This is a genomic window from Streptomyces sp. NPDC033178, assembly GCF_055577685.1.
On sequence record NZ_JBVIPT010000013.1, the window covers coordinates 296406 to 323363 of the forward strand.

Below are 26958 nucleotides of genomic sequence, written 5' to 3' on the forward strand. Positions count from 1 at the left end.
GTCAACACCGGCTTTCGACGGTGACCACCTGGTCGGCGGTCACCAGGTGTGTGTGACGGTAGCGGGGGCCGACGCGGTGTAAAGCTCCCCCACGGCCCGCAGTTCGAACCTCGCCGTGGACTCACCGCCCTCGGGTGTCAATCCGCCGACGAAGAAGGCCCGCTGGGCGGTGCCGCCGAGGAAGCGCCGGGTGCCGTCGGGCAGGACCCGGTGCAGCGTGTAGTGGCGTACGTCGCCGGGGACGGCCCGCCACGCGAAGCGCAGGTCGCCTCCCGAGGCGCCGGTGATGCTCAGGTCGGCCGGGACGGACGGGCTCTGGGCGGCCTGGTTCCGTACGGCGAGTCCGCCGAGCCGCCACTTCACGGCGCCGCCGGACCCGGTGAGCCGGACACCGAGGCCGTGCACGGTGCCGCCGGCCGGCAGACCGGTCAGCCGTACGGTCGAGGTCCCCCAGCCGCTGCCTACGGTGACCGGGAAGTACGTGTACGCGTACGGCTGGCCCGCGCCCGACGGTTCGGCGGTGGCGACGGCCAGCTCGACCGTCGCACTCCCCGAGTCGACGCGGTGGGTCAGCTCGACGACCGTGTCCTCGCCGATCGGGAGCCTGGTCGCGTACAGGTCGAGGGTGGCGGGCGCGTCGAGGGCGCCGGTGACCAGGACGCTGCTGCCCCCGCTCCAGGCGTCGGCGAAGTCGAAGGTGACGGCGGGGCGCGCGCCCGTCGTGCGCACGACCCAGCGCCGGGACGGCAGCCGGTCCTGGAGGCCGAGGTGGTTCCAGGGAGCCGTCGAGGTGACCTTGCCGTCCTCGTACCAGCGCAGTCCGTGGCCGGTGTTGAAGGTGCTCGCGAAGGGGACCGAGGTCACCGTCGAGCGGTCGGCGACGGACACGGCGGGGGCCCGCCAGGTGTCGGTGGCGTCGGGCTTCGCCGGATCGAGCGAGCGTCCGGTCCAGAAGCGGTCGTCGGCGGCGTGGAAGTCGCCGGGGGTGCGCCCGGCGGGCAGGTGGTTGCGGGTCCACTCGGGCCGGTAGAAACCCACCGAGACGACATGGGCCGAGCCGCTGGGCACCATGGCGTCCCAGTTCACTGAGCGGTTCCAGCCGTTGGCCTCCACATCGACGCCGGCCCACAACTCGTAACGGCTGCGGCCGAGTTGCTGGGCCGTCGTGCCCGAGGAGGCCAGACTGCTCGACGACCAGCGGAAGTCGACGAACATCGAGTCGGCGGCCTGGAAGAACATCCTGTTCTGGTTGTTGAGGGCGCCCTGCCAGCTCACCGAGCCGCTCACGGTCATGGAGTCGTACCAGGTGACGCGCTGCCCCTTCGCCGTGCCGAGCGTCTTGAGCTCGGTGAGGAAACCGAGCATGTCGGTGGCGAGGGCGGCGTTCCCGCCACTGGTCTCGGCGTTGATGAACCAGCCGTCGAACCCGTACGCCTCCGCGACCGCCACGAGCTGGGCGGCGAGCGGATAGTGCCCGGACGCGTCCTTCTGCACCAGGTCCCGGGTCCACTGCAGCTGTCCGCCGTACGCGACGGGCGGCAGGAAGACATTGCCGAGGACGGGCACGCCGTGCCGGTGGGCGGCGTCCACGATCGGCGCGTTCGGGGCCAGGATCAGGCCCTCGCCGGAGGAGCCGCCCCAGAAGATCAGCTCGTCGACGTACGACCAGTGGGTGAGTGCGTAGTAGTCGGCGTTGGCCGCGCCCTGCGAGGGGTTGCTCGCGGTCGGGCCGAAGGAGACCAGGGACTGGATACGGGCCTGGCCCGAGCGGGCCGTCGTGTTCGCCGGTGTCGGGGTGAAGCGGGCGGCGAGCGGCACGGACGCCGCGTTGAACGCCAGGTCGGTGTCGTCGGCGGCACGCCAGGCCTTCAGGCTGCGCCAGGTGATGCCCGCGCCCGGGGAGCCCGAGGGGAACGAGTCCGGGTACCAGTAGGACGCGTACGGCTGGAGTGCCGCTGCGGCCTTCGGCCCGGCGGTGGCGGGTGAGGCCGGGAGCAGGGCTGCCGCGGCTCCGGTGCCGGCGGCGAGCAGGACGGTGCGTCTGGTGGGGTTCACGAGCAAGTGCCTCCTTGTGGGAGTTCTTGTGGGGGTCTACGGAACCTGTTCGGGAGTGACGACTTCGGTGATGCCACGGGCGGCGAGGTGTTCCTCGTCGTCCGCGCGTGAGGCGAGCACGGTGGCCGGGCGGGCGCCGTCCGCGGTGAGCCGGAAGAACGCCTCGAAGACGGGTCCGCCGGGTGCGCAGAGCGAGCGGCCGGCGGGGCTGTCGGGGACGACGAGCGCGGTGGTGCGGGTCTTGGGCGCGTAGGTGTGCTCGCGTGCCGAGCCGGCCATGCGCGCGAGCGCCCGTGCGCTGTCCTTGGGGCGGCGGTCATTGGTCAACAGGCCCAGCCCGTACTCGAGTTCGGGGAAGTCGGCGAGATCGCGGGACACGTCGTGGGAGCACCACCAGGTGATGCCCCACAGGTCGGTGCAGTCGAGCGCGTTCGCGACGGTCGCCTCGGTGAAGGCGGCGGCGTGTTCGGCGGGGACCAGCGGCGCCGGTGCGCCGACCTCCTGGAGCCAGACCGGCCGGGACGGGTCGTCGGCCCAGGCTTTGGACAGCTCGATCAGATAGGCGGCGTGGTGCTCGGTCGCGACTCCGGTACGTCCGTGCCGCTGGGCCGTGCCGTTGAACACCCACGAGTGCACGGCGGTCACGGCGCCGCGCCGGGCGGCCTGGGCCGGGGTGAACGGCATGTCGTCCTGGTACCAGGCCGCGTCGTACTCCGCGTGCAGATGCAGTTTGCCCGGCGCGCCCTTCTCACAGGCGGTGAGCATCCGCTCCAGCCAGGCGTCGATCTGCGCGGGCTCCGCCCGGTCGGGGTCCGGATGGGGGCCCGCCGAGAACTGGTTGACCTCGTTGCCGACGGTCATGCCGATGAAGTTGGGCCGGTCCGCGAGGGCCGCCGCGAGAGTCCGCAGGTACTCCGCCTGCCCCTCGACCACCTCGGGGTCGGTGAACAGACTGCGCCGGTGCCAGGTCTGCGTCCACGCGGGCAAGAAGTCGAAGCTCGACAAGTGCCCTTGCAGACCGTCGACGTTGACGTCGAGTCCGCGCTCGGCGGCCGCGTCCGCGAGGTCCACGAGCTGCTCGACGGCCCGCGGGCGGATCAGCGAACGGTTCGGCTGGAAGTAGGGCCAGATCGGGAAGACCCGGATGTGGTCCAGGCCGAGTGCGGCGATGGAGTCGAGGTCGGCCCGTACGGAGTCGAGGTCGAAGTCCAGCCAGTGGTGGAACCACCCTTCACTCGGGGTGTAGTTGACGCCGAAGCGCACGACAGAAGGCGGCATGCGGGAGTCCTGGTTCTGGGGTGCGTACGTGGGGGTGTGTGGGACTTGCGGGCGGCTCAGCCCGGGGTCGGTGTGGGCGGCTGAGCACGTGGTGGTGTGGGCGGGTGAGCCCGTGATTGCCGGGCTCAGCCCTTCACCGCACCCTCGCCGACCCCGCGGAAGAAGTACCGCTGGAGGCAGGCGAAGAGGGCGATCAGCGGTGCCACGGCGATGATCGTGCCCGCGGCGACGAGCCGTTCGTCGTTGGCGAAGGTGCCGTGCAGATAGTTGAGGCCGATGGTCAGGGTGAACTTGTCCGGGTCGCTGAGCACGATGAGCGGCCACAGGAAGTCGTCCCAGGCGCCCATGAAGGCGAAGATCGCGACGACGGCGAGGGTGCCCTTCACCGAGGGCAGGGCGATCCGCAGGAACCGCTGCCAGACGTTCGCCCCGTCCACGTAGGCCGCCTCCTCGATCTCGTAGGGGAGGTTGAGGAACGCGTTGCGCATCAGCAGGACGTTCATCGCGCCGATGCAGCCGGGCAGGACGACCCCGATGAGGGTGTTGTTCAGACCGAGCTCACGCATCGTCGTGAACTGGGCGATGATGATGCCCTCCACGGGCACCAGCATCGCGAGGATGAACACGAGCGTGGTCACCTTGCGGCCGCGGTAGCGCAGCCGGGCGAGCGCGTAGCCCGCGAGCGCCGAACCGACGCAGTTCGTCACGACGTTGGCGGTGGCGACCTTCAGCGAGTTGAACGCGTAGTCCCATACGGGGATGGTCTCGGCGACCCGGTCGTAGTTGTGCAGGGTCGGTTCGCTCGGCAGGAACTTGGGCGGCGAGCTGAAGATGTCCTCGGTCGGGCCCTTCAGCGAGGTGGACAGCTGCCACACGAACGGCCCGACGGTGAGCGCGAGGACGGCGATCAACAGCAGGTAGCGCAGGGCGAGTTCCCACACCCGGACGCTCCGGCCGTGCTCGTCGGTGACGCGCTTGCGGCGGGGCGCCACCTCCACGGCGGCCGGTGCCTCGCGCACCTTCTCGGCGATGCTCACGCGTCCTCCTTCCGGTCGGCGCGCAGTACGAGCAGCATCAGCGCGACGGTGACGACGAAGACGACGACCGAGATGGCGGAGGCGTAGCCGACCCGGCCGGTGAGGCCGGTGCCGGTGCGCTGCACGAGCATCACGAGCGTGGTGTCCTCGCCCGCCGGGCCGCCGTCCGGGCCGGCCATCAGGTAGACCTCGGAGAACACCTTGAAGGCGGCGACCGAGGAGAGCGCGCCGACCAGCACCATGGTGGAGCGGACGGCGGGCACGGTGACCGTGAGGAAGCGGCGGATCGCGCCCGCGCCGTCCACCGCAGCGGCCTCGTGCAGCTCGCGCGGCACGTTGGCGAGCGCGGCCAGATAAATGATCATGTAGTAGCCGAGGCCCTTCCAGACCGTGACGGCCATGGCGCTCAGCAGGAGCAGCCACTGGTCGCTGAGGAAGCCGACCCTGCCGACGCCGATCGTCTCCAACAGCGAGTTCACCAGGCCGCGTTCGTCGAGCAGCCACACCCAGATGAGTCCCACCACGACGATGGACGCGACGACCGGGGTGTAGAAGGCCGACCGGAAGAAGGCGATGCCGGGGATGTTCTTCTGGACCAGGAGCGCGAGCAGCAGGGGCAGCAGAACGAGCGCGGGGACCACCCCGAGGACGTACAGCGTGCTGTTGCGCAGGCCGATCCAGAACATCTCGTCGTGCAGCAGCTCCCGGAAGTTGGCCAGGCCCACGAACTCGCCGGGGATCAGGGTCCGGCGGTCCGTGAAGGCGTTGACCAGCGTCGAGACGAAGGGGTACAGGATGAAGATGCCGACGACCAGCAGTCCCGGGGCGGCGAACAGCCAGGGACTGGTGGGCAGTTGGCGCCGCACCCGCGCGGTTCCGGAAGAAGCGGCACGGTGAGGGGCAGCGCCGGAGGAAGCGGTACTGGAAGAACTCGCCATGTCGGTCAGCCCTGCTGCTTGAGCAGCCGGTCGCACGCCTTGACAGCGTTGTTGAGCGCTTCCTCGGGGCTCACCTTGCCCTGCAGCGCCTTGGCGACGGAGTTCCGCAGCTCGGTCTTCATCTGCTCGCTGAACAGGACCGGCGTGTAATTGACCGCGTTCTTCAGGGACTTGGCGGCGGCGATCCGGACGCGGGTCTCGTCCGTGCCGTCCTCCTTCGTGAAGTACGGGTCGTCCAGCGAACCGGCGGTGCTCGGGAAGATCGCGACCTTCTTCGCGAACGACATCTGGTTCTGCGCGTCGGTGACGAAGTGCGCGAAGGCGACCGCGGCGGGCGTCCGCTTGGTCTGGGCGTTGACCATCACCCCCATCACGTACATGTTCACCTTGCCGGTGCTGGTGATCTGGTCGGTGATGCCGATGTTCTTGTAGAGGTTCGGCGCCTGCTTCTTGAAGTTGCCCAGGTCCAGGGCGCTGCCCGGGTTCATGGCGACGGCCCCGGTCAGGAACTTCTTACCGGAGGACTCGGGGGTCGCGGTCAGCGCCTGCGAGTCGAGCGCCTTGGCGTCGTACAACTCCTTGTACCTGGTGAGGAGTTCGACCCCCTTGGCGTCGTTGAACGCGAAGGCGGTGCCCTCCTCGTTCATCAGCTCGACGCCGTACCGGCCGAAGTCCTCGATCGTGGGCACGTTCGCGAGGGTGGCGACCTTGCCGTCACTCTTGTCCGCCAACTCCAGTGCGTCGTCGAACAGTTCGTCGTACGTCTTCGGAGGCTTCGAGGCGTCCAGGCCGGCCTCCTTGAACAGCGACTTGTTGTAGAAGAGCGGGCCGGTGTTCAGGTACCAGGGGAAGGCGTACGTGCCCTCCATGCCCGGTATCTCGTGGCTCGCCCAGGCGCCCGGCAGGTACTCCTTCTTGTACTTCGCGGCGGACTTGTCGAGGTCGAGCGCGAGGCCCGCCTTGGCGAGCGGGGCGACGAGGTCCGGCGAGACGTTCACGACGTCGGGCAGGGTGCCGCCGGCCGCGTCCGCGCTGATCTTGTCGGCGTAGCCCTCGGCGGGCTGGTCGACCCACTTCACCTTCGTGCCGGGGTACTTCTTCTCGAAGTCGGCGATCAGGCCCTCGAAGTACGGCTTGAAGTTGGCCCTCAGGTTCCAGGTCTGGAAGGTGATGTCGCCCTCGACCTTGCCGGAGGCGTCCGTGGAACCGCCCTCGTCATCTCCGGAGCCGCAGGCGCTGAGCGGCAGTACCAGGGCGACGACAGCGGCGGCGAGTGCTCTGCGAGGCATGCGCACGGTGACCGGGCTCCTTTGCGACGGTGTGGGTCGGAGGTGACGGGCAGACCTTGCATCCATCGCGGTGGGGAAGTCAATGGATTCCGCCTCGCTAAATTCATTATCTGGACATCAGCCCAGGTCATGAGCTTGCAGATCGCCTCTTGCAACCGATCACTAATGCGCTTTAGAGTGACCTGACTCAAGCGCATTAGTGCGGAGCTCCATTGAGCGGGGCTTCATTGAGTACGGCTTCATGAAATGGGGAGCAAGGTTGCCAGCCAAGCGGTCTCCCGCGCGCCGGCCGACGATGAAGGACATCGCGCAGCGCGCCGGGGTCTCCGAGAGCGCGGTCTCCTTCGCGCTCAACGACCGGCCGGGGGTCTCCGAGATCACCCGGGACCGGGTGCGCCGGGTCGCCGAGCAACTGGGCTGGCGGCCCAGCACGGCGGCGCGCCAGCTGTCGGGCGAGGGCGCGGCGACGGTCGGTCTCGTCCTGGCCAGGCCCGCGGACACCCTGGGTGTGGACTCGTTCTTCCTGCAGCTCATCTCCGGTATCCAGGAGGTCCTGGCGGAGCGTCATCTCGGTCTGCTCTTCCAGGTCGTCGAGGACGTCGACGACGAGTGCGCGGTGTACCGGCGCTGGTGGGCGGAGCACCGCGTGGACGGGGTGCTGGTCGTGGACCCCCGGACGGACGACGCGCGCCCGGACCTGCTGGACGAACTGGGACTGCCCGCGGTGGTCATAGGCGGTGCGCCGGACGCGAGGCACCCGGGTCTGTCCACCGTCTGGGCGGACGACGCGGGCGCGATGGCCGCCGTCGTGGACGAGTTGTCCGCGCTGGGGCACCGCCGGATCGTGCACATCGCGGGCCTGCCGGGCCTCGCGCACACCGAGCGCCGGATCCGTACGCTGCGCGCCGAGGCCGAGCGGCGCGGGCTCGCCGAGGTGCGCTCGGTGACCACGGACTACTCGGACGCGGAGGGTGCCGCTGTCACGCGCCGGGTGCTGGGGGGCGGGGTTCTGGAAGACGGCACCCTGGAAGGCAGCGATACGGAGGGCGGTTCGCGGCCGACCGCGCTGATCTACGACAACGACGTGATGGCCGTCGCCGGAGTCGCTGCGGCCACTGAGCTGGGCTTCTCGGTGCCGGGGGACGTCTCCGTCGTCGCCTGGGAGGACTCGGCGCTGTGCCGCATGGTCAAGCCGTGGCTGTCGGCGCTCTCCCGCGACACGGTGGAGTTCGGCCGGACAGCCGCGAAGGAGCTGACCTCACTGCTGGACGGGGGGCCGGCGCGGGCCGTGCGGGTGCCCGTGCCGCGGTTGATTTCCCGGGAGAGTACGGGGCCCTGCGGGGCTTGAGCGGGAGGGTGTTGGGGGTGGTCGTCGCTGTGCGGCGGCCACCCCCTGTTAGTAGGCGTGGCGGGGGCGGTATTGCGTCTGCGGGTTCGTTGGTGCTGGTCGCGCAGTTCCCCGCGCCCCTGAAGGGGCGCCGGTGTGGGGCCGTGCGCTCAGAGGCGCGAGCGATAGAGGGCGAATTGGGCGAGGTGTGCCGGTCGGCGGGACTGTGTCACGCGTACCCGCCAGTGTCTTGCCCGTACGGGAGTCGCCAGTAGCAGGATGCGGCTGGCGCCGAGTGTGCCCGCCGCGGTGGCGCGCTTCCAGGCTCCGCCGATGTGGGCCTCGACCACGACGCTCTCGACCTGCTGTCCGTGCCTGATGTCCTCGGCGAGGCGGATTCGGTCGATCTCGCGGGTCCGGCCGAGGTCGACCGTGATCGTGCCCGGGGAGGTGGTGACCCGGGCTCCGCGGGCCAGGTCCTCCGGCAGTTCGCGGTCGATTCGTTCGCGGAACTCCCGTAGGCGGGTGACGTCGGCGGCCGGGAGGAGGCCCTGCTTGTCCGGCGGGATGTTGAGCAGGAGTACCGCGTTGCGGCCCACCGAGCCGAAGTAGATGTCCGTCAACTGCTGGACCGACTTGGGCTGTTGGTCGGCGTGGTAGAACCAGCCGTCGCGGATGGAGACGTCGGCCTCGGCCGGCCACCACTGGAGGTGGTCGGCCACGGACTGCGCGGTGACGAGGGCGTCCCGGCCGCCCATGTCGGGCGCGTCGTACGAGAGCGCGAAGTCCATGCGCCCGTTGTCCTTCTCCTGGACGGGGACGACACTCCACTCGTTCTCGCGGGCGAATCCGCCCTCGTTGCCGACCCAGCGCACGTCGGGTCCGGACACGGCGACCGTGGCGTCCGGCACGAGCGTCCGGATCAGCGTGTACCAGCTGTCCCAGTCGTACTTCTCGACCTTGTCCGGCGGGATACGGCCCTGGGCACCGTCGAACCAGACCTCGTCGACGGGCCCGTACTCGGTGAGCACCTCGTAGAGCTGGTCGAGCATATGGGCGCCGTAGTCGGTCGCCGGGAGCGTGAAGGTGGGCCCGTCCGGGCGGTCGTCACCCGGGACGCGGGTGGGGATGGTGCGCTCGGATCGGGCACTGCCGTTGGCGTACACGCCGTGCAGGTACTGGTTCTCGTCGGCCGGTGAGATGTAGACGCCGACCTTGAGGCCGTGGCGCCGCATCGAGTCGGCGAACGAGCGCAGGACGTCGCCCTGTCCGCCCTGCCAACTGCTCGACGCCACCGAGTGGTTGGTGTAGCGGGACTGGTAGAGCACGAAGCCGTCGTGGTGCTTGACGGTGAGGATGGCGAGCTTGAAGCCGCCGTCGCGCAGGGCGCGGGCCCACTGATCGGTGTCGAGTCCGACCGGCTGGAAGACTTCGGGGTCCTCGTCCCCGGTACCCCATTCGAGACCGGTGAAAGTGTTCACGCCGAAGTGCAGGAAGGCGGTGCGTTCGAGGGCCTGCCAGGCGATCTGCCGTTCCGTGGGCCGGACTTGGGAAGCCTTGCGGACCAGTTCCTCCGGGGTGTCGTCGGGGCTGACGGGGATTCGGTACCACGGCTCTTCGCCTGCGACGGAGGCCGAGGCGGAAGCCGGGACAGAGGCCGTGGATGCAGAGGCGGAGGCGGAAGGTGCGAGCGCCAGGGACGTACCGCTGGACGCCACGAGCGAGGCGGCGGCCGTGACGAAGAGACGTCTGGAGACTGCCATGCGGGTCGGACTCCTCAGGTCAGCGGGTCAACGGGGTTACGGGCTACGGCTCGGCGGGTCATCCGGCGGTCAACTGCCATACGGCGGGCGACTGTTGGTCCGGCGGGTACTGCACGAGCCGACCGTCGTCGGTCACGTGCACGGCCATCTGCGTGATCGCGTTGACGAGCCGGTAGCCGTCCCGCGCGGGCGCCAACTGCCAGCGCTGCAGGGTGTTCGCGGGGTCGCAGGTCTGCCGGGAAACCTCGACACCGGGCTGGAGCGGCACGTTGAGGGTGAGCTTGCCGCCGCGTACTTCGAGGCAGCCGTTCGCCGCCTTCAAGGTCACGTAACCGTCCGGGGTGCGCTTCACCTCGGCCGACATGGACGCGGTCCCCGCGCGGAAGGTGTACGTCCCGTCCGCGACCGGCACACGGGTGAGGTCCCGCCATCCGGGCGCGTGGCCCACGACTGCCGCGCGGGCGGTGAACTGCGCGTACGTGGCGTCCGGGTGGGGGCTGCCCCAGGTGGCCTGGGCGACGTGACGCAGGGCCGGGTCGGTGTCCTGCGCCACCTTGTTCTCGGTCTCGCCGCGCCCGTTGTCGGGCCAGAGGCTGATCTTCGCCCCGGTGATGCCCTCGCGCGAGGCGAGCTTCTCGCCCTCGAAGCTGCGCGGATCCCAACTCTGGTCGTACAGGCCCTTGGTGTCCGAGTGGAAGCCGCCGCGTACCAGATAGAGGGCGTAGGCCGCGTTCATCAACGGATAGCCCTGGTCCCGGAGTTGGCTTGGCTTCGTCGCCACGTTCAGCCAGTGCTCGACCGTCGTCCCGGCAGTGACGGGCACGGTGTTGGCTCCGGTGAGCCCGTCGTTCCAGATGCGTAGCTTCTTGCCCGTGCCCGCCGCGTAGGCGTGGACGCGGTTGACGAAGTCGATGAACGCGTCCTGGGGCGTGGCGTTCGTGCCGAACTTCGCCCTGGCGTACTCCAGGACCTGCGGGTACTTGGCGAAGTCGGAGCCGAGCATGTACTCGTCGGCGCCCATGTGCCACGAGTCTGCCTTGAAGACCTCCGCGTACTCGTCCATCAGGCTTGTGTAGTAGGCGAAGGCCTCAGGACGCGTGATGTCGAGCCGGGACGGCTGCTTGTTGCCGTCGGAGTCGGTGAGCTGGAGATCCGGGCGGTTCTCGATCCACGGGTCCATGTGCCCCGGGGAGTTGATCTCCGGAATGATCGTGACGTGGTACTTCTCGCCGAGGGCGACGAGGCGTCGTATCTCGTCCTTGGTGTAGTAGCCCCAGGTGTTGGCCTCGGGGTGCGCGTCGCTCTTCACCTTCAGTTCGAGCAGCAGCTGGTTGAGCTTGTTGTACGCCATGTCGCGTACGAGGTTCTCCAGCCAGTCCGTCGTGATGTGGATGTAGCAGGCGCAGACGCCGACGCCGCGCTCCTCGTACTGCGGCACGTCGACCGTGCGCCCGGCGGGCAACCGGTCGCCCTGGGCGAGGAGTTGGAGGATGGTCCGGGTGCCGTAGAAGGCGCCGGTCTCGGTGGCGCCCGTCACCGACAGGCGTTTGCCCGCGCGGAGTTCGTATCCCTCCTTGCCGAGCCCCTCCTTGCCGAGCGCGGCACGCTTGGGCGCGACATCGACAACGATGTCTCCCGTACGCGCTCCCCCGCTGACCACGGGGACGCTGCCGTGGCCCGCCGCGCGCAGGTCGTCGGCGAGGGTGTCGGCGACGCGGCGCTCGGCCCTGCCGTCCGCGACGAGGCGTGTGCCGCGGCCGTAGACGTACTGTCCGGATTCCGGCGCCCATTCGGACAGCGCGGGAACGGTGACAGGGGTCGCCGGGCCGGCCCCCTCGGCCCCGCCGGCCGCCCGGGCCGCCGGGACCGGGGCCGCGAGCAGCAGCAGCGCCGCCACGACGCCGACCAGCCGGGACCGTCTTGGATACGTACTCCTGGCATCCGTACGCACGGGCACCTCCCAATCATCGGAGGTGTGATGATTGGGCCGGCTTCAGGGCCTGTCAATGGGGTCTGAAGTCAGCCAAGTTGGCCGAGTGGTCGGATGACCTGCCACTCCGCGAGAACAGCGGGACGACCTCGGCGTGAAAAGTCCAAGAGGACCAGAGCGAATGTCCAAGCGCGGCGGCTCTCGACGGGATGCCCCGCGCCGGGGCACAGTGCTCCTCGTACTTGCTCGTACTCATCGGTAATCACACGCCCCCGAGGAGCCATCGTGACCAGCTGGGCCGGCCGGACCGCCGCCGAGATTGCCGCCGCCGTAAGGGAGAAGCGGGTCACACCCCGCGAGGTGGTGGCCGAGCACCTCGCCCGGATCGAGCTGCTCGACGCCCGCGTGGGTGCCTTCCGCACGCTGCGCGCGACGGCGGCGCTCGCCGAGGCGGACGAGGTGGCGGCCCGCGCCGACCTGGCCGAACTCCCCCTCGCTGGCGTGCCGGTGGCGGTCAAGGACAATCTGGCCGTGCGCGGCGAGTCGACCCGCAACGGCACCGCCGCGAGCCCGGACACTCCGGCCGACGAGGACCATGTCACCGTCGCGCGGCTGCGGGCGGCGGGCGCGGTCGTGGTGGGGCTGACGAACTGCCCGGAACTCTGCGTCTTCGGCACCACGGAGGGCGTGCACGGCACGGCCCGCAATCCGTGGGACACCACGCGCACGGCGGGCGGCTCGTCCGGGGGCAGCGCGGCCGCGGTCGCCGCCGGCATGGTGCCCATCGCGCTCGGCAACGACGGCATGGGGTCGCTGCGCATACCCGCGGCCAACTGTGGGCTGATCGGGCTGAAGCCGGGGCATGGTGTCGTCCCGGCGGGCATCGGCCACGGTGACTGGTTCGGGATGTCCGAGAACGGGCCGCTGGCGACGACGGTCGAGGACGCGCGGCTGATGTTCTCGGTCCTTGCCGGGACGGAGGCCGGCACCGAAGGCACGACGGGAGCCGGGGCCGAGGCCGCGACCGGCGTCGTACGGGCCGGGGAACCCGTCACCCGGACGGTGGCCGTCTCCGTGCGGAGCCCTCTGATGGGGGTTACCGTCAGCCGGCCCTACGCCGACGCGGCCCGTGCGGCGGGCGAGTTGCTGGCGGGTGCGGGGCATCGGGTCCGGCGGGCGGATCCGCCGTATCCCGTGTGGCTGGGGACGACCTCGCTCGCGCACTGGACCGCGGGAACGGCGGTGGATGCGGAGGGGCTCGATCCGCGGCGGCTTGCTCGGCGGACCCGGGTGCACGCGGCCTTGGGGCGGCGGTTCGTGGGGTCGGTGCGGGGCGGGGTGCGGCGGGAGCAGTTGCGGGAGCGGTTCGAGCCGTTCTTCGCGGAGCACGAGGTGCTGCTCACGCCCGCCCTTGCTCGGCGGGGGCCCGCCGCCGCTGAGTGGCATCGGCGCGGGTGGCTGCGGAACGTGCTCGTCAACACGAACTATTCGCCGTTGACGCCGCCGTGGAATCTGACGGGGTGGCCGGCGATGGCTGTGCCGTTCGGGACGTTGCCCTCGGGGGTGCCGGGTGCTGTCCAGTTGGTGGGGCGGCCCGGGAGTGAGGCGGTGTTGCTGGAGTTGGCGGGGCAGTTGGAGGAGTTGCGGCCTTGGACGCGGACGGCTCCGCTGGGGGGTGCGGGGGAAGGGGAGTAGGTCGGCTGCGGGTCGGCTGTGGCTGGTCGGGGCCCCGTACCCCGACCGGTCAGAGGGCCCGGTGCATCACGTGCAAGCCCACTCTGCCCTTGGTCGGGTGGGCGTAGGCCTCCGGGATCGTGCCAACGATGGTGAAGCCCAGGGAGAGCCAGAGGTTGACCGCGGGGTTGGTTTCGACGACGGCGTTGAAGACCATCGCCCGGTAGCCGTCGGCCTTGGCCGTTTCGAGCACGTGGTCGGCCAGGGCCCGGCCGATGCCCCGGCCCGAGTGGGCGGGGTCGACCATGAAGCCGGCGTTGGCGATGTGGGAGGCGGGGCCGCCGTAGTTGGGGGTGACGTAGGCGGAGCCGACCACCACTCCGGTGGCGTCCTCGGCGACGTACACGCGCTTGCCCGGGGCCATCCACAGGGCGCGGGCGTCCTCCTCGGACATGTCCGGGTCCCAGGCGTAGGTCTCGGCGGCGGCGACGATCCGGTGCCAGAAAGGCCAGATCCGCGGCCAGTCACCGGCCGCGGCTTCTCTGATCAGCATGGACGTGAGTCTGGCACGCCCATGCCGATCAGCGATCGTGCGGGTCCTGCGGTGGACCTGGGCGGTCAGTCCACGCTGGGCAGGATGTGTGGCTCGGCGAGGTCGTCCTCGTAGCCCGCCAGGCGGATGGGTGCGGACCTGGCCCAGACGTCGAGGCTGCCGAGCTTCTCGGCCCGGCCTGCGTGCTCCGTACGTTCCTTGGGGCCCTGATCGAGATTCGTCTTCTCCGGTGTCACCGCGCACTCCTTTTGTGTCGGTCACCCTCGGGGCGTGCAGGACCACTCTGCTACCGGTCGCCTGACGCCCGCTCGGGTCTGAGTAGAGGCAGTTCGGACGCGGTGGCGCCAGTCAACTCATATGAGAGCAGGCCGTGGTGACCGGCTTGTCCCGGGACGGACCGTGGGTGTGGGTGGGACCCAAATAAGCTGTCCGTCCCGTACAGGGTAACCAAATGAGCGGGCGTCCGCTCGATGGGGCTGAAAACAAGGTGTAACCGTCTGAAGTCTTTCAGGGTCCGTTCAGGCCCCGGTTGGGCGTGTTTCACTCGGTTGTCCACAGGCTCGGATCCACTCGACCGGCCCTGTGCCAACATGATCAACGCCCCATTGTCCACGCGAAGGAGCCCGACATGGCCGCCCAGCAGGTACGCGGTGTCATCGCCCCCGGTAAGAACGAACCGGTGGAGATCCGGACGATTCTCATCCCGGACCCGGGTCCCGGCGAGGCCGTCGTGAAGGTGCAGGCCTGCGGGGTCTGTCACACCGACCTGCACTACAAGCAGGGCGGCATCAGCGACGACTACCCGTTCCTTCTCGGCCACGAGGCGGCCGGTGTGGTGGAGGCGGTCGGCGAGGGCGTGACCGACGTGGCGCCCGGCGACTTCGTCGTCCTCAACTGGCGTGCGGTGTGCGGCCAGTGCCGTGCCTGTCTGCGCGGCCGCCCCTGGTACTGCTTCGACACGCACAACGCCAAGCAGAAGATGACCCTGGAGGACGGCACGGAGCTTTCCCCCGCCCTGGGCATCGGCGCCTTCGCCGAGAAGACCCTGGTCGCGGCAGGCCAGTGCACCAAGGTCGACCCGTCGGTGTCCCCCGCGGTCGCGGGCCTCCTCGGCTGCGGGGTGATGGCCGGCATCGGCGCCGCCATCAACACCGGCAACGTGGGCCGTGGCGACTCGGTGGCCGTCATCGGCTGCGGCGGCGTCGGGGACGCGGCGATCGCCGGTGCGAACCTCGCAGGCGCCGCGCGGATCATCGCCGTCGACATCGACGACCGGAAGCTGGAGAAGGCCCGCACGATGGGCGCCACCCACACGGTCAACTCCAAGGAAACGGCCCCCGTCGAGGCGATCCGCGAGCTGACCGGCGGCTTCGGCGCCGATGTCGTCATCGAGGCGGTCGGCCGCCCCGAGACGTACAAGCAGGCGTTCTACGCCCGGGATCTCGCGGGCACGGTGGTCCTGGTCGGCGTGCCGACCCCGGAGATGAAGCTGGAGCTGCCCCTGCTGGACGTCTTCGGCCGCGGCGGCGCCCTCAAGTCGTCCTGGTACGGCGACTGCCTTCCCTCCCGCGACTTCCCGATGCTGATCGACCTCCACCAGCAGGGGCGCCTCGACCTGGCGGCCTTCGTCACGGAGACGATCGAACTGGACGCGGTGGAGCAGGCCTTCGACCGCATGCACCAGGGCGACGTCCTGCGCTCGGTGGTGGAGCTGTGATGGCGGCCCGCATCGAACATCTGGTCACGTCGGGCACGTTCAGCCTGGACGGCGGCACCTGGGACGTCGACAACAACGTCTGGATCGTGGGTGACGACTCCGAGGCGGTGGTCATCGACGCGGCGCACGACGCGGACGCCATCGCCGAGGCGCTCGGCGACCGCACGCTGAGGGCCATCGTCTGCACCCACGCGCACAACGACCACATCGACGCGGCCCCCGCCCTCGCGGCCCGCACCGGCGCTCCGATCCTGCTCCACCCGGACGACCTCCCCCTGTGGAAGCAGACCCACCCGGACCGCCTGCCGGACGGAGACCTGACCGACGGTCAGCAGCTCTCCGTGGCGGGCGTGGAGCTGACCGTCCTGCACACGCCGGGACACGCGCCGGGTGCGGTGTGCCTGTACGCCCCGGAGCTGGGCACGGTCTTCACCGGGGACACCCTGTTCCAGGGCGGCCCGGGCGCGACGGGCCGGTCGTTCTCCCACTTCCCGACGATCGTCGAGTCGATCCGGGCCCGGCTGCTCGCCCTGCCCCCGGAGACGGTGGTCCGCACGGGCCACGGCGACTCGACGACGGTCGGCGCCGAGGCCCCGCACCTGCAGGAGTGGATCGACCGGGGGCACTGATCCGAGGCCGTCGGGAGACAGCACTGCCCGCCCCAGGAACCGTGGCCCGGGGCGGGTGGAGCGGGGCGGGGCATGCCCGGGCATTCCACGGCTCGCAGTTCAGTTCCCGTTGGTTCGGTTGAAAGCTGGCCATGATCTGCTGACGCGTGGCAACGGCCTTTCTCGCCCGCAGGGAGGACTGGCGCATGGAGCTGCGCAGTGTCGAAGAGCTGATGGATCTGCTGCACGCCTGCCGAGGGTCCCGGAACTCCGCCGGCCACGGCGGCGCTCCGGTCGATCTCCACGACCACGCGCTGCAGACCGCGGCGCTGCTGCGTCGAAGTCGCCCCGCCGACAAGGAACTCCAGGTGGCGGGCCTGGTGCATGTCATCGGGCAGCTGTTGCGGCCCGGTGATGTCGCGGGGCACGCGGACCACGCGGCCGACACGGTCCGCCCGCTGCTCGGCGAGCGCGTCTCCCGTCTCGTACGCCTGCACAGGGACGGGTGGGAGGACGACCCGGTCATGGAGGACGTCCAGATCCTGCGGCAGGCGGACGAGGCCTCGTGGGCGTCGGGTCTGGACGCGGGTGTCCTGGAGGACTGGCGCACGGTGCTGGAGCTGGTCGCGGCACGTCACGCACGGCCCAGGACCGTCGGCTGACGTCACCCGCCCACCGCCCGAGCACGCTCCGACGCAGGCCTGTTGACTGACGGTCCGTCATGAGACCGTACGCGGATGACGTCGTCGTACGGACTTCAGGGCAGGGTCGCCGTCGTCACCGGGGCGTCGCGCGGGATCGGGCTGGCCGTCGCCGAGGGGCTCGTGGCCGCGGGGGCACAGGTGTGTGTCACAGGCCGGGGCGCCGAGGACGTGCACCGGGCCGCCGCCGAGCTGGGTGCCGTGGGGATCGCGGGCACCGTCGCGGACCCGGCGCATCTGCGCGAGCTGACCGAGCTGGCGATGGACGAGTTCGGCCGTATCGACATCGTGGTGAACAACGCGGCGACCAACCAGCCCTACGGCCCGCTCATGGACGCCGACCCGGACCTCTGGCGTGAGGCGTTCACGGTCAACGTCGAGGCACCACTGCGGCTCGTCCAGTACGCGTGGCGGGCCTGGATGGCCGACCACGGCGGCTCGGTGATCAACATCTGCACCGAGGGCGCGACGCACGTGGGCCCGAACGTGGGCGCGTACGGCACGAGCAAGGCCGCTCTCCTGCACCTCACGCAGCAGCTCGCGGGCGAACTGGCCCCGAGGGTCCGGGTCAACTCCGTCTCCCCCGGCCTCGTCCGCACGGAGATGGCCCGCTTCGTATGGGAACAGGCCGAGGCCGAACTCGCCGCCGGGCTCCCTCTGGGCCGCATCGGCGAACCGGAGGACATCGCCCGGGCGGTGGTCTGGCTGGCCTCGGACGCGGCGGAGTGGATCACGGGGACGGACTTGCTGGTGGACGGCGGCACGAGGGTACGCGGGGCACACACAGCAACGCCGTACGCCGTGCACGGGCGCCTGCGCTCACAAGCCCCGGGGCGCGACGCCTCCTGACCCGCGGGGTCGGCAGCGCCCCGTAAGGGGCGCGGGGAACTGCGCGACCAGCCCCCACACGCCCGCAGACTCACCACTTACCGGGCGCGTAGTCCTTCAAGAACACCCCGAACAGGTCCTCGCCCTGCTCCCCCCGAACGATCGGGTCGTACACCCGGGCCGCCCCGTCGATCAGGTCGAGCGGCGCGTGAAAGCCCGCGTCCGCGAGCCGCATCTTGTCCGGATGCGGCCGCTCGTCGGTGATCCACCCGGTGTCGACGGCGGTCATCAGGATGCGGTCCTTCTCGAACATCTCCTGGGCACTGGTGCGCGTGAGCATGTTGAGCGCGGCCTTGGCCATGTTGGTGTGCGGGTGGCCCGCACCCTTGTAGCCGCGGTTGAAGACGCCCTCCATGGCGGAGACGTTCACGATGTACGTGCGGTCGGCCCCGGCGGCCGACATCGCCGCGCGCAGCCGGCTGATGAGGATGAACGGCGCGGTGGAGTTGCAGAGCTGGACCTCCAGGAGCTCGACCGGCGTGACCTCCTCGACGGCCTGGATCCAGCTGTTGGTGTCGTGCAGGTCGGGCACGAGGCCGCCCGCGTCGATGGCCGTACCGGCCGCGATCCGCTCCAGGGACGCCGAGCCGGAGACGAGAGCCAGGCCGGTGACGTCCTCGGCGGTCAGCGCGCCACCCCCGGCGACCGGAAGCGCGGACACCGCTCCGGAGCCGAACGTGCCGATCACCTCGGCGGGCGGCAGTTCACCGGCGGGCAGCGGCCCCGACTCGGCGGCGAGGAGCTCGCTGTAGGCGCCCGGTGAGCGGCGTACGGTCTGGGCGGCGTTGTTGATCAGGATGTCGAGCGGGCCCTCGGCGGCGACCGAGTCGGCGAGGGCGACGACCTGGGCGGGGTCGCGCAGGTCGATGCCGACGATCTTCAGGCGGCCGATCCACTCGTCGCTGTCGGGCATGGCCTTGAAGCGGCGGATGGCGTCGTTCGGGAAGCGCGTGGTGATCGTGGTGTGCGCGCCGTCGCGGAGCAGCCGGAGGGCGATGTACATGCCGATCTTGGCGCGGCCGCCGGTGAGCAGTGCCCGCTTGCCGGTGAGGTCGGCGCGGGCGTCGCGGCGGGTGCGGTTCTCGGCGGCGCAGTTCTGGCAGAGCTGGTGGTAGAAGTAGTCGACCTCGACGTACCGCGCCTTGCAGATGTAGCAGGAGCGGGGGCGCTGGAGTATCCCCGCGATCTGGCCCTCGTCCGTCACCGACGACGGCAGGATGCCCTCGGTCTCGTCGTCGATGCGCTGGGCGGAGCCGGTGGCCGTGGACTCGGTGACCGCCTTGTCGTGGGCGGTCTTGGCGGCCCGGCGCTCCTGGCGGCGGCGCTGCTTGACCGTGCGGTAGACGCCCGCGGTGGCGCGGCGCACGGCGATGGCGTCGGGGTGGTCGACCTCGATCTTCTCGAGTTCGTCGAGCACGCTGAGGCAGACGGCCAGCCGCTCCGGGTCGATACCGGGACCGTACGAGCCCTCCGGAGCCTTAGCCGTGTCCACGGCGGGGGCCGCCTGGCTGTCCTCTGTCACCGTCATCGCCGTTGCCGTTCCTAGGGTTCCGCGCCGCGCTCGAACCGCGCTCGCTTTCGAAGGCGGAATTTTACGGAGCACAGGGCAAAGGCACCAAACCCGCGATGATCACCGGTCTCTTCCGGGCCCGTGGCGGGCGGTCCACGGGACCCGGAAACGGCGCCTCAGGGCGTGCAGGCGGCGAGCAGTTCCTCCACCTCGGCGGTGAGCGACTTGGCGAACCGGTCGAGGTCCGGCACGGCCTCCGCGTCGGCGACGAGACCGTAGTGGACCCGCCCGCGGAAGGTGGAGACCGCGACCGCGAGCGACTGGCCGCGGGCCAGCGGCGCGAGCGGATAGACCTCGGCGAGCGGGCAGCCGCCGAGTTTCATGCCCAGGCTGGGCAGCGGCACGCTGGTGACGAGGATGTCGAAGAGCAGCCGGGCGGCCTGGCCGACGACGGGCCCGCCGAGCCGGTGGCCGAGCGCCGGCACATGGTCGGCGAGCAGGGCGACGGCGCCCGCGCCGCGGTTGGGACCCGCGTCCTTGTTGCGGTTCATGGCCGTTCGGACCGTGTCGAGCCGTCCGAGCGGGTCCGGGTCGTCGACGGGAAGCCGTATCAAGTAGCCGGAGAGCCGGTTGCCCTGCGGGTGGGCGGTGCGCGGGCGGCGCCGCGAGACGGGGATCAGGGCCCGGGGCGCCACACCCTCGCTGCCGTCGCCGCGCTCGTCCAGCCAGCGGCGCAGGGCGCCGGCGACGACGGCGATCAGCACGTCGTTGACGGTGCCGCCGGCGCTCTTGCGGATCCTGTGGATCTCGTCGAGGTCCACGTTCACGCCCGCGACGCGGCGGGTGCCGGTCGGCTCGGAGACCAGGGCGGCACAGGAGCGTACGCCCCAGGTGGCGCGGGCGACGGAGGCGCCGATGTCGAGGGCCCGGCCCACGTCGGAGAGGGTGCCGCGGACGAGGTCGGGCAGCTTGCGTACGTCGGGGAGTAAGCCGCGCGAGGCCTCCTGGGGGCGGGGGCGGGGCGTCGGCATGTCCATGGGGTCCATGAGCGCCGCGGCGAGCGTCAGTGCCCGCAGTCCGTCGGCCAGGGCGTGGTGGAACTTGAAGAGCACGGCGAACGAGGTGCCGTCCACGCCGGGTACCACATGGGCTTCCCACGGGGGCTTTCCGCGCTCCAGGGGGCGTTGCATGATCGCGCCCGCGGCCGCGTGGAAGTCCGCGACGGGTGCGTGCAGCCGGATGTGGTCGAAGGGTTCGAAGTCGGTCGCGGGTTCGCGGGTCGCACCGCCGAAGGCGAAGGCCAGCGGCTGTCGCAGGTCGAACGGTTGCCAGATGTCGCGGATCCGCATCCGCAGCCCGGGGACCCCGGCCGCGCGGGCCGCGAGGAGGTCGGCCGCGTGCGCGGCCGCGGCGGGCGAGTTGGCCGCGAAGATCCCGAGGGCCCCGAGGTGCATCGGATGCTCCGCGGACTCGATGTTCCAGAACGCCAGGTCGAGAGGTGCGAGAAGGTCAGAGGTCAATGGCTTGGCTCTCGCGTCGACGACGGGTGAGCAAGCAGTCAATCCCGGGCAGGCGATTACGGTCAAGTACGATCAAGCTACGCTCAGTTAACAGCAGATTAAGTCCCGCCACCGATGGCGGTGGCGGGACTCGTGTGGCCTATGGGGTCAGGCCAGTGGGCGATGTCACTTCAGGACGGGCGGCGCGGCGTCCGGGTCCGTGCCCCAGTCGGACGGCTTCCCGCCCACGGTGAAGGCCAGCTCGCGGATGCCGCGCAGCTCGTCGGTCGTCAGATACGTACGGTCGTGCTGGGCCCCGTCACCACGTACCGACCGGATGTACCGGCGTCCGCCGGAGACGTCCGGCCCCGCCGTCACGGTCAGCGCGCCGAGGGGGTGGTAGCGGCGGTCGAGGGCCAGGTCGACCCGTTCGAAGACCGGTGTGGACAGGCCCCAGGTGTCGAACCCGGGCTGGACCGGGAAGATCCCGATGGCCGACAGGACGTGCCAGGCGGACATGGTCCCCAGGTCGTCGTTGCCGGTCATGCCGGTCGGCGCGTCCGTGAAGAGGGTCAGCGCGGCGTGCACCACGTCGGTGGTCTGCCAGGGCCTGCCGGTCGACAGATAGGTGTAGGGGGCGATCAGGTCGGGCTCGTTCTGGGGGTTGTACTTGTCGGCGTTGTAGTAGGCGTACGGTCCGTTGACCCACACCTCGCGGGCCGTCTTCGCGGGGTCCTTCATCAGCCGGTCGTAGGCGAAGAACGCGTCGAGCCGGTCGTTCGCGGCCTGTCTGCCGCCGATCAGGTCGATCATCCCGGGCAGGTCCTGCGGAACAAGCCACTGGTACTGCCAGGACGTGCCCTCGTGGAACCCCTCGGTCCTGGCCGGATCGGCCGCGCCCGTGAAGGCGCCCGAGGCGTCCCGGGCCCGGAAGAAGCCGGTCGACGGGTCGAAGATCCGCCGGTAGTTCTGGGCGCGGGCGGCGTACCGCGCGGCGTCCGCCTCGTGCCCGAGATCCCGTGCCATCTGGGCGAGCATCGCGTCGGACAGGGCGTACTCCAGCGTCGCGGACGCCCCGTGGTCGTAGTCCGAGTCGCCGGGCTTGGCATGTGGGCGGCCCTTGAGGCGGGGCACGAATCCGCCGGCGATGTACTCCTTGTTGCCCTCCCGCCCGAGTGCGGGCGAGTCGGCGGGCGGCACTCCGTCGGCGTTCTTCTTGAGCGCCCGATAGGTCCGCTCCTCGTGTCCGTCCAGCAGGCCCTGCTGGTAGGCGTTGGTGAGGAACGGGGTGACCGGGTCGCCGGTCATGATGTTGGTCTCGATCGTCCCGTAGCCCCACTTGGGCAGCCAGCCGCTCTCCTCGTCGATCTTCAGGACGGAGAGCGCCATGTCACGCGACTCGCGCGGCGCGAGCAGGGCGAGGAGCTGTGCCTGGGTGCGGTACGTATCCCACAGCGACCAGTTCTGGTAGTAGGTGAAGCCCTTCTCGCGGTGGATCTTCCTGTCCCAGCCGGTGTAGCGGCCGTCCGCGTCGCTGCCGATGTTCGGGGCGAGGAAGGACCGGTAGAGAGAGGAGTAGAAGGTGCGCCGGAGTGTGTCCTCACCGCCTCGCACCCGTACGTCGTCGAGCCGGTCCTCCCAGGCCCGCCGCGCCGAGTCCCGGACGCTGTCGAAGGAACGGCCACCTTCGGAGCGGAGGTTCACGGCCGCGCCGCGCGCGTCCACGTACGACAGCGCGGTGGTCGCCTCGACCGTGCGGTCCTTCGTCGTGTCGAAGCGGAGGTACGCGCCGTTGCGGCCCGTGCCGGCCGACCGGGTCGAGCCCTCGGCGACCGTGTCGCCCTGCCAGGTGCCGGACGTGGTGAACGGCCGGTCGAAGCGGGTGAGGGTGTGCACGGTGTACGGCCCGGTGGCGCGGCAGAAGCCGCTGCCGGTGATCGTGCTGCGCACGGTGCGGTCGTCCAGGATCTCGATCGTCGTGGAGACAGTCCTGTGCAGCGACTGGCCGGCGTTCAGGAGGACGTTCGCCTTGTCCGTGGCCGGAAAGGTGTAGCGCTGCACACCCGTGCGCGCGGTGGCCGTCAGCTCGGCGTCGATGCCACTCTTCAGACCGACCTTGTAGTAGCCGGGGCTCGCCTTCTCCGAGTCGTGGCCGAACTCGGCGGCGTACTTCGCGTAGTCGGTCTGTGTGACGTCACCCGTGGTCGGCAGGACCGGCAGATCCCCGCCGAGGCGACAGCCGACACCGGACAGGTGGACGAGGGAGAAGCCGCGGATGTGGCTCTGCGAGTAGTCGTAGCCGGTGTTGTGCCCGGTGTCCGGGGACAGCTGCACCATGCCGAAGGGCACGGCGGCGCCCGGGAAGGTGTTGCCCTCGTTCTGAGTGCCGATGAACGGGTTGACCAGCTCGGTGAGGCGGCCCTCCCCCGGCTCGGCGGCCCGGACGGCGGGAGCGGTGAGCCCGCCGCCCAGCCCGAGCAGGGCGGCAGCGATCACCGCCGCCGTACGCGGGCGCGGGCGTCCGGTCCATCTCATACGCGGGTCCTCCGTGTCGGGCTCGATCACCGTGCGGTCGTACTTATGAGACCGCTCGGTCCGCCCGTCACCTCGGACCTGCCGGGGTGGGCCGCGCCATTGCCACCCCGGCAGCCCAACGTGCCCGGCCGCTACGACACGTGCTGGCCCTTCCCGAGCCCGATCACGCCGCCCTTGGAGACCGTGTAGAGCTCCTGGTCCCGCTCCGGGTTGACGCCGATCGTCGCTCCCGGGGGCACCTGTACGTTCTTGTCGAGGACCGCGCCGCGCACGACCGCGCCCCGCCCCACGTGCACGTTGTCGTGCAGCACCGAGCCCTGGACGACCGCGCCCGGATCGATGACGACACCCGGCGAGAGCACCGAACGGGTGACCTGGCCGCGGATCAGGCAGCCCGCGCTGATGATGGACTCGCTCGCCATGCCGCCGGCGTTGAAGCGGGCCGGCGACAGCTGGCCGGAGTGGGTGTAGATGGGCCAGCTGCGGTTGTAGAGGTTGAAGGCGGGCCGCTCCGCGATGAGGTCCATATGGGCGTCGTAGTACGCGTCGAGGGTTCCGACGTCCCGCCAGTAGCCCTGGTCGCGGACCGTCTCGCCGGGCACGTGGTTCTGGCTGAAGTCGTACAGCTGGGCCTCGCCGCGGTCGGTGAGCGTCGGCAGGATCGAACCGCCCATGTCGTGCACGGAGTTCTCGTCCTCGGCGTCCCGGTGCAACGCCTCCACCAGGGTCTTGGTGGTGAAGATGTAGTTGCCCATGGACGCGAAGACGCACTCCGGGTCGTCCGGGAGGCCCGGCGGGTCGGCGGGCTTCTCCAGGAAGCCCCGGACGCTCTGGCCGTCCGTCCCGGGAGAGATCACGCCGAAGGCCGACGACTCGCTCCGGGGCACCCGGATGCCCGCGACGGTCACTCCCGCGCCGCTGTCGATGTGCTGGGTCAGCATCTGCCGCGGGTCCATGCGGTAGACGTGGTCGGCGCCGAACACCGCTATGTAGTCGGGCTGTTCGTCGTGCACGAGGTTCAGGGACTGCAGGAGCGCGTCGGCGCTGCCCAGGTACCAGCGCGGGCCGAGCCGCTGCTGGGCCGGGACCGGCGTCACGTAGTTGCCGAGCAGGCTGGACATCCGCCAGGTCGTGGTGATGTGCCGGTCGAGCGAGTGCGACTTGTACTGCGTCAGGACGCAGATGCGCAGGATGTCGGCGTTGACGAGGTTGGACAGAACGAAGTCCACGAGGCGGTACGTGCCGCCGAAAGTCACCGCGGGTTTCGCCCGGTCGGCGGTCAGGGGCATCAGCCTCTTGCCCTCGCCGCCCGCCAGTACGATTCCCAGTACCGAAGGTCCACCGCGTCGCATGCCGCCGCCCCTCTACCGCCCGGTTCGGGCCACGTTCTTGAACTACACCTGCCAGAGGACTACCCCTGTGGACGGGCGATCCGCGCCCGCGGGCTACCCCTGTTTGAGGATTTCCTCGTACAGCTGGACGGTCCGCCGGGCCACCGCGTCCCAGCCGAACTCCCGCACCGCCCGTTCCCGGCCCGCCTCGCCCATGCGCCGGGCGGCCTGCGGATCGGCGAGCAGCGAGTCGAGGGCACGCGCCAGCTGCGCCTCGAAGTCGTCCTCGACGGATACCAGCAGCCCGGTCTCGCCGTCCGCGACGACCTCGGGAATCCCGCCCACCCGCGAGGCCACGACGGCCGTGCCGCAGGCCATCGCCTCCAGGTTGACGATGCCCAGGGGCTCGTACACCGAGGGGCAGACGAACACGGCGGCGTGCGTGAGCAGTTGGATCACATCCGGACGCGGCAGCATCTGCGGGATCCAGTGCACGCCCTCGCGGACGCTGCTGAGCTCCTGGAACAGATCACGGAACTCCTGGTCGATCTCCGGTGTGTCAGGTGCTCCCGCGCACAGGACGACCTGGGCTGCCGGGTCGATGTCCCGTACCGCGCGCAGCAGATGGGGCACGCCCTTCTGGCGGGTGATGCGTCCGACGAACAGGACGTACGGGCGGCCGGGGTCGAGGCCGATGCGGTCGATCGCGTCCGTGCCGTGGTCCGGCCGGTAGAGGGAGGTGTCGATGCCGTTGTGCACGACGCGCACCTTCGCCGGGTCCAGGGAGGGGTAGCAGCCGAGGATGTCCTCGCGCATGGCCGTGGAGACGGCGATCACGGCGTCGGCGGCCTCGACGGCGGTGCGCTCGGCCCAGCTGGAGAGGGCGTAGCCGCCGCCGAGCTGCTCGGCCTTCCAGGGGCGCAGCGGCTCCAGGGAGTGGGCGGTCACGACGTGCGGGATGCCGTACAGCAGCTTCGCCATGTGGCCCGCGAGGTTGGCGTACCAGGTGTGCGAGTGGACGAGTTCGCGGCCTTCGAGGGCGGCGGCGATGGCGAGGTCCACGGAGAAGGTGCGCAGCGCGTCGTTCGCGCCGTCGAGCGTGGGCCAGGGCCGGTGGCGTACGACTCCGCCCGCGGCGCCCTCGCCCCAGCAGTGCACGTCCAGGTCGGTGAGGGGCCTCAACTCCCGGGCGAGGAACTCGACATGAACCCCCGCACCGCCGTACACATCCGGCGGGTACTCCCGGGAAAGCAGTCCCACACGCACCCGGAACCCCCTGTCTCAGCGGTTGGTTCCCACATGGTCACCCAGAAGTGGCCCTTGGGGAAGAGCGCGAGGGAAGGCACGGCCCACGGCTCGGCACCACGGTGCCCGGAGCCGCGGCACCACCGTGCTCAGAGTCGGCTCGGGGGATGCACGAAGCAGCAGTCGCCGCACACTCCTCCGCCGGGCACCCGGTAGTAGAGGCAGCAGCTGCGCCGCCGGAACGCCGTGCCGTTCAGGGTGCCGGTGTCCCGCAGGTCGGGGTGGTCGAAGAGTTCGGCGGCGAGCGAGCGGGCCCTCTCGCCGACCTCCGGGCGGCCGTTGGCACGGGCCCAGCGGTCGAGTTCGCGTGCGGCGCCCGCGAGCGCGGAGGCCGAGTTGCCCCGCAGCAGTCCCGCGGCGACGGGTTGCCGGGCCCGCAGCGCCGCGGCGAGGGGTTCGAGATGGCCGTCCTGTACGACCCTCCGGACGGTGACCGCGTCGCCGGGCAGGGCGCGCGTCTCGGCCAGCCAGAGGTCGTCGGGCGCGCTGCCGTCCGCGTCCCAGTGCAGCAGCCGGGGGTCGAGATCGGGAACCTGCCCGTAGAGCGCGGCCGCGCCCAGGGCCACCGACCACAGCCGGGCGGCAAGTCCCTGCTGCGCCACCGAGACCCCGATACGCGTCTCGGGCGCGTCCAGCAGCCGTACGACCTTGCGAACACGGAAAGTGAGCGGATCCGGCTCCGGTGTGACGCTCCGTGTCCCGTAGACCTCCGCGAGGGTCGGCAGCGACGGCCGTCCCGTGCGCAGGGCGAAGAAACCTTCGAGAGAGGCGAGTCGATTGAGATCCGGATCGAGGTTCACGGAGACCAAGTACACCAAGGGGGCATAACGGAGCCACTAGGGGGGTTGTACCCGGTGTCACCCGACCTGGGGAGGACTAGGCCCAAGACGTACTCCATCGGCAGTAGGACCCAATGACTGCTCAGGTACGACGACACGGGCGCTTTCAAAAGGGATCGTATTAACCATGGAAGCCGACCGATCGCCGCACCGGACTCCCCGCCTTCGGGAGAACGTCCGT

General features: G+C 70.5%; 21 protein-coding genes. 6 read left to right on the forward strand and 15 right to left on the reverse strand.

Features of this window, described 5'->3' with window-relative positions; genetic code table 11:
* Positions 1 to 39: 39 nt before the first annotated feature.
* The 5 genes from ACZ5VQ_RS30590 to ACZ5VQ_RS30610 form a co-directional block, all read right to left on the reverse strand.
* Entirely contained in the window at positions 40 to 2055 is a 2016-nt protein-coding gene (locus ACZ5VQ_RS30590; protein WP_469107697.1) for an endo-beta-N-acetylglucosaminidase, read from the reverse strand.
* Positions 2056 to 2091: 36 nt separating this feature from the next.
* A complete protein-coding gene (locus ACZ5VQ_RS30595; RefSeq protein WP_469107747.1) occupies positions 2092 to 3318 on the reverse strand; it encodes a glycoside hydrolase 5 family protein in 1227 nt (408 codons plus the stop codon).
* 140 nt (positions 3319 to 3458) lie between these two features.
* Entirely contained in the window at positions 3459 to 4370 is a 912-nt protein-coding gene (locus ACZ5VQ_RS30600; protein WP_469107698.1) for a carbohydrate ABC transporter permease, read from the reverse strand.
* Entirely contained in the window at positions 4367 to 5308 is a 942-nt protein-coding gene (locus ACZ5VQ_RS30605; protein ID WP_469107699.1) for a carbohydrate ABC transporter permease, read from the reverse strand. The genes ACZ5VQ_RS30600 and ACZ5VQ_RS30605 overlap by 4 nt, the downstream gene beginning before the upstream one ends.
* Positions 5309 to 5313: 5 nt before the next feature.
* Positions 5314 to 6597 carry an ABC transporter substrate-binding protein gene (locus tag ACZ5VQ_RS30610; RefSeq protein WP_469107748.1) on the reverse strand — a complete coding sequence of 428 codons (1284 nt, stop codon included), beginning with the start codon at positions 6595 to 6597 and terminating at the stop codon, positions 5314 to 5316.
* Positions 6598 to 6856: 259 nt separating this feature from the next.
* Between ACZ5VQ_RS30610 and ACZ5VQ_RS30615 the strand changes: the two genes are divergently transcribed.
* The gene (locus ACZ5VQ_RS30615) at positions 6857 to 7945 is read left to right on the forward strand and encodes a LacI family DNA-binding transcriptional regulator (protein WP_469107700.1); all 1089 of its coding nucleotides are present in this window, start codon (positions 6857 to 6859) and stop codon (positions 7943 to 7945) included.
* A gap of 149 nt (positions 7946 to 8094) precedes the next feature.
* Here the strand turns inward: ACZ5VQ_RS30615 and ACZ5VQ_RS30620 are convergent, their stop codons facing one another.
* Both ACZ5VQ_RS30620 and ACZ5VQ_RS30625 read right to left on the reverse strand, forming a co-directional pair.
* Entirely contained in the window at positions 8095 to 9687 is a 1593-nt protein-coding gene (locus ACZ5VQ_RS30620) for an alpha-L-fucosidase (RefSeq protein ID WP_469107701.1), read from the reverse strand.
* Between the two features lie 58 nt (positions 9688 to 9745).
* Positions 9746 to 11638, reverse strand: coding sequence for a family 20 glycosylhydrolase (locus ACZ5VQ_RS30625; RefSeq protein WP_469107702.1), 1893 nt, complete (start codon positions 11636 to 11638; stop codon positions 9746 to 9748).
* Between the two features lie 264 nt (positions 11639 to 11902).
* Between ACZ5VQ_RS30625 and ACZ5VQ_RS30630 the strand changes: the two genes are divergently transcribed.
* Positions 11903 to 13312 (forward strand): amidase, encoded by a 1410-nt coding sequence (locus ACZ5VQ_RS30630; protein WP_469107703.1) that lies wholly within the window; start codon positions 11903 to 11905, stop codon positions 13310 to 13312.
* A 49-nt stretch (positions 13313 to 13361) separates the two neighbouring features.
* Here ACZ5VQ_RS30630 and ACZ5VQ_RS30635 read toward each other — a convergent pair whose 3' ends face one another.
* Positions 13362 to 13844 carry a GNAT family N-acetyltransferase gene (locus tag ACZ5VQ_RS30635; RefSeq protein ID WP_469107704.1) on the reverse strand — a complete coding sequence of 161 codons (483 nt, stop codon included), beginning with the start codon at positions 13842 to 13844 and terminating at the stop codon, positions 13362 to 13364.
* Positions 13845 to 13909: 65 nt separating this feature from the next.
* Positions 13910 to 14080 carry a hypothetical protein gene (locus ACZ5VQ_RS30640; RefSeq protein ID WP_189839336.1) on the reverse strand — a complete coding sequence of 57 codons (171 nt, stop codon included), beginning with the start codon at positions 14078 to 14080 and terminating at the stop codon, positions 13910 to 13912.
* A 392-nt stretch (positions 14081 to 14472) separates the two neighbouring features.
* Between ACZ5VQ_RS30640 and ACZ5VQ_RS30645 the strand changes: the two genes are divergently transcribed.
* The 4 genes from ACZ5VQ_RS30645 (at position 14473) to ACZ5VQ_RS30660 (ending at position 17719) form a co-directional block, all read left to right on the forward strand.
* Positions 14473 to 15561 carry an S-(hydroxymethyl)mycothiol dehydrogenase gene (locus ACZ5VQ_RS30645; RefSeq protein ID WP_469107705.1) on the forward strand — a complete coding sequence of 363 codons (1089 nt, stop codon included), beginning with the start codon at positions 14473 to 14475 and terminating at the stop codon, positions 15559 to 15561.
* Positions 15561 to 16190, forward strand: a complete 630-nt coding sequence (locus ACZ5VQ_RS30650; RefSeq protein WP_469107706.1) for an MBL fold metallo-hydrolase — start codon at positions 15561 to 15563, stop codon at positions 16188 to 16190. The genes ACZ5VQ_RS30645 and ACZ5VQ_RS30650 overlap by 1 nt, the downstream gene beginning before the upstream one ends.
* Positions 16191 to 16375: 185 nt before the next feature.
* The gene (locus tag ACZ5VQ_RS30655; RefSeq protein WP_469107749.1) at positions 16376 to 16831 is read left to right on the forward strand and encodes an HD domain-containing protein; all 456 of its coding nucleotides are present in this window, start codon (positions 16376 to 16378) and stop codon (positions 16829 to 16831) included.
* 75 nt (positions 16832 to 16906) lie between these two features.
* Entirely contained in the window at positions 16907 to 17719 is an 813-nt protein-coding gene (locus ACZ5VQ_RS30660; protein ID WP_469107707.1) for an SDR family oxidoreductase, read from the forward strand.
* A gap of 70 nt (positions 17720 to 17789) precedes the next feature.
* Here ACZ5VQ_RS30660 and ACZ5VQ_RS30665 read toward each other — a convergent pair whose 3' ends face one another.
* From ACZ5VQ_RS30665 to ACZ5VQ_RS30690, 6 genes are all read right to left on the reverse strand, one after another.
* Positions 17790 to 19286, reverse strand: coding sequence for an SDR family NAD(P)-dependent oxidoreductase (locus tag ACZ5VQ_RS30665; RefSeq protein ID WP_469107708.1), 1497 nt, complete (start codon positions 19284 to 19286; stop codon positions 17790 to 17792).
* 158 nt (positions 19287 to 19444) lie between these two features.
* A complete protein-coding gene (locus ACZ5VQ_RS30670) occupies positions 19445 to 20788 on the reverse strand; it encodes a wax ester/triacylglycerol synthase family O-acyltransferase (protein ID WP_469107709.1) in 1344 nt (447 codons plus the stop codon).
* A 165-nt stretch (positions 20789 to 20953) separates the two neighbouring features.
* Positions 20954 to 23302, reverse strand: coding sequence for a GH92 family glycosyl hydrolase (locus tag ACZ5VQ_RS30675; RefSeq protein ID WP_469107710.1), 2349 nt, complete (start codon positions 23300 to 23302; stop codon positions 20954 to 20956).
* Between the two features lie 131 nt (positions 23303 to 23433).
* On the reverse strand, positions 23434 to 24654 hold the full coding sequence (glgC, locus tag ACZ5VQ_RS30680) for a glucose-1-phosphate adenylyltransferase (RefSeq protein WP_307519348.1): 1221 nt from the start codon (positions 24652 to 24654) through the stop codon (positions 23434 to 23436).
* A 93-nt stretch (positions 24655 to 24747) separates the two neighbouring features.
* Positions 24748 to 25899 (reverse strand): glycogen synthase, encoded by a 1152-nt coding sequence (glgA, locus tag ACZ5VQ_RS30685; protein WP_469107711.1) that lies wholly within the window; start codon positions 25897 to 25899, stop codon positions 24748 to 24750.
* Between the two features lie 128 nt (positions 25900 to 26027).
* Positions 26028 to 26738, reverse strand: a complete 711-nt coding sequence (locus ACZ5VQ_RS30690; RefSeq protein ID WP_469107712.1) for a (2Fe-2S)-binding protein — start codon at positions 26736 to 26738, stop codon at positions 26028 to 26030.
* Between the last annotated feature and the right edge of the window lie 220 nt (positions 26739 to 26958).

Coding starts and splice junctions, on each gene's coding strand:
- ACZ5VQ_RS30605 (WP_469107699.1), bottom strand. CDS start 5,308: ATGGCGAGTTCTTCCAGTACCGCTTCCTCCGGCGCTGCCCCTCACCGT.
- ACZ5VQ_RS30610 (WP_469107748.1), bottom strand. CDS start 6,597: ATGCCTCGCAGAGCACTCGCCGCCGCTGTCGTCGCCCTGGTACTGCCG.
- ACZ5VQ_RS30620 (WP_469107701.1), bottom strand. CDS start 9,687: ATGGCAGTCTCCAGACGTCTCTTCGTCACGGCCGCCGCCTCGCTCGTG.
- ACZ5VQ_RS30635 (WP_469107704.1), bottom strand. CDS start 13,844: ATGCTGATCAGAGAAGCCGCGGCCGGTGACTGGCCGCGGATCTGGCCT.
- ACZ5VQ_RS30645 (WP_469107705.1), top strand. CDS start 14,473: ATGGCCGCCCAGCAGGTACGCGGTGTCATCGCCCCCGGTAAGAACGAA.
- ACZ5VQ_RS30650 (WP_469107706.1), top strand. CDS start 15,561: ATGGCGGCCCGCATCGAACATCTGGTCACGTCGGGCACGTTCAGCCTG.
- ACZ5VQ_RS30655 (WP_469107749.1), top strand. CDS start 16,376: ATGGAGCTGCGCAGTGTCGAAGAGCTGATGGATCTGCTGCACGCCTGC.
- ACZ5VQ_RS30660 (WP_469107707.1), top strand. CDS start 16,907: ATGACGTCGTCGTACGGACTTCAGGGCAGGGTCGCCGTCGTCACCGGG.
- ACZ5VQ_RS30665 (WP_469107708.1), bottom strand. CDS start 19,286: ATGACGGTGACAGAGGACAGCCAGGCGGCCCCCGCCGTGGACACGGCT.
- ACZ5VQ_RS30675 (WP_469107710.1), bottom strand. CDS start 23,302: ATGAGATGGACCGGACGCCCGCGCCCGCGTACGGCGGCGGTGATCGCT.
- glgC (WP_307519348.1), bottom strand. CDS start 24,654: ATGCGACGCGGTGGACCTTCGGTACTGGGAATCGTACTGGCGGGCGGC.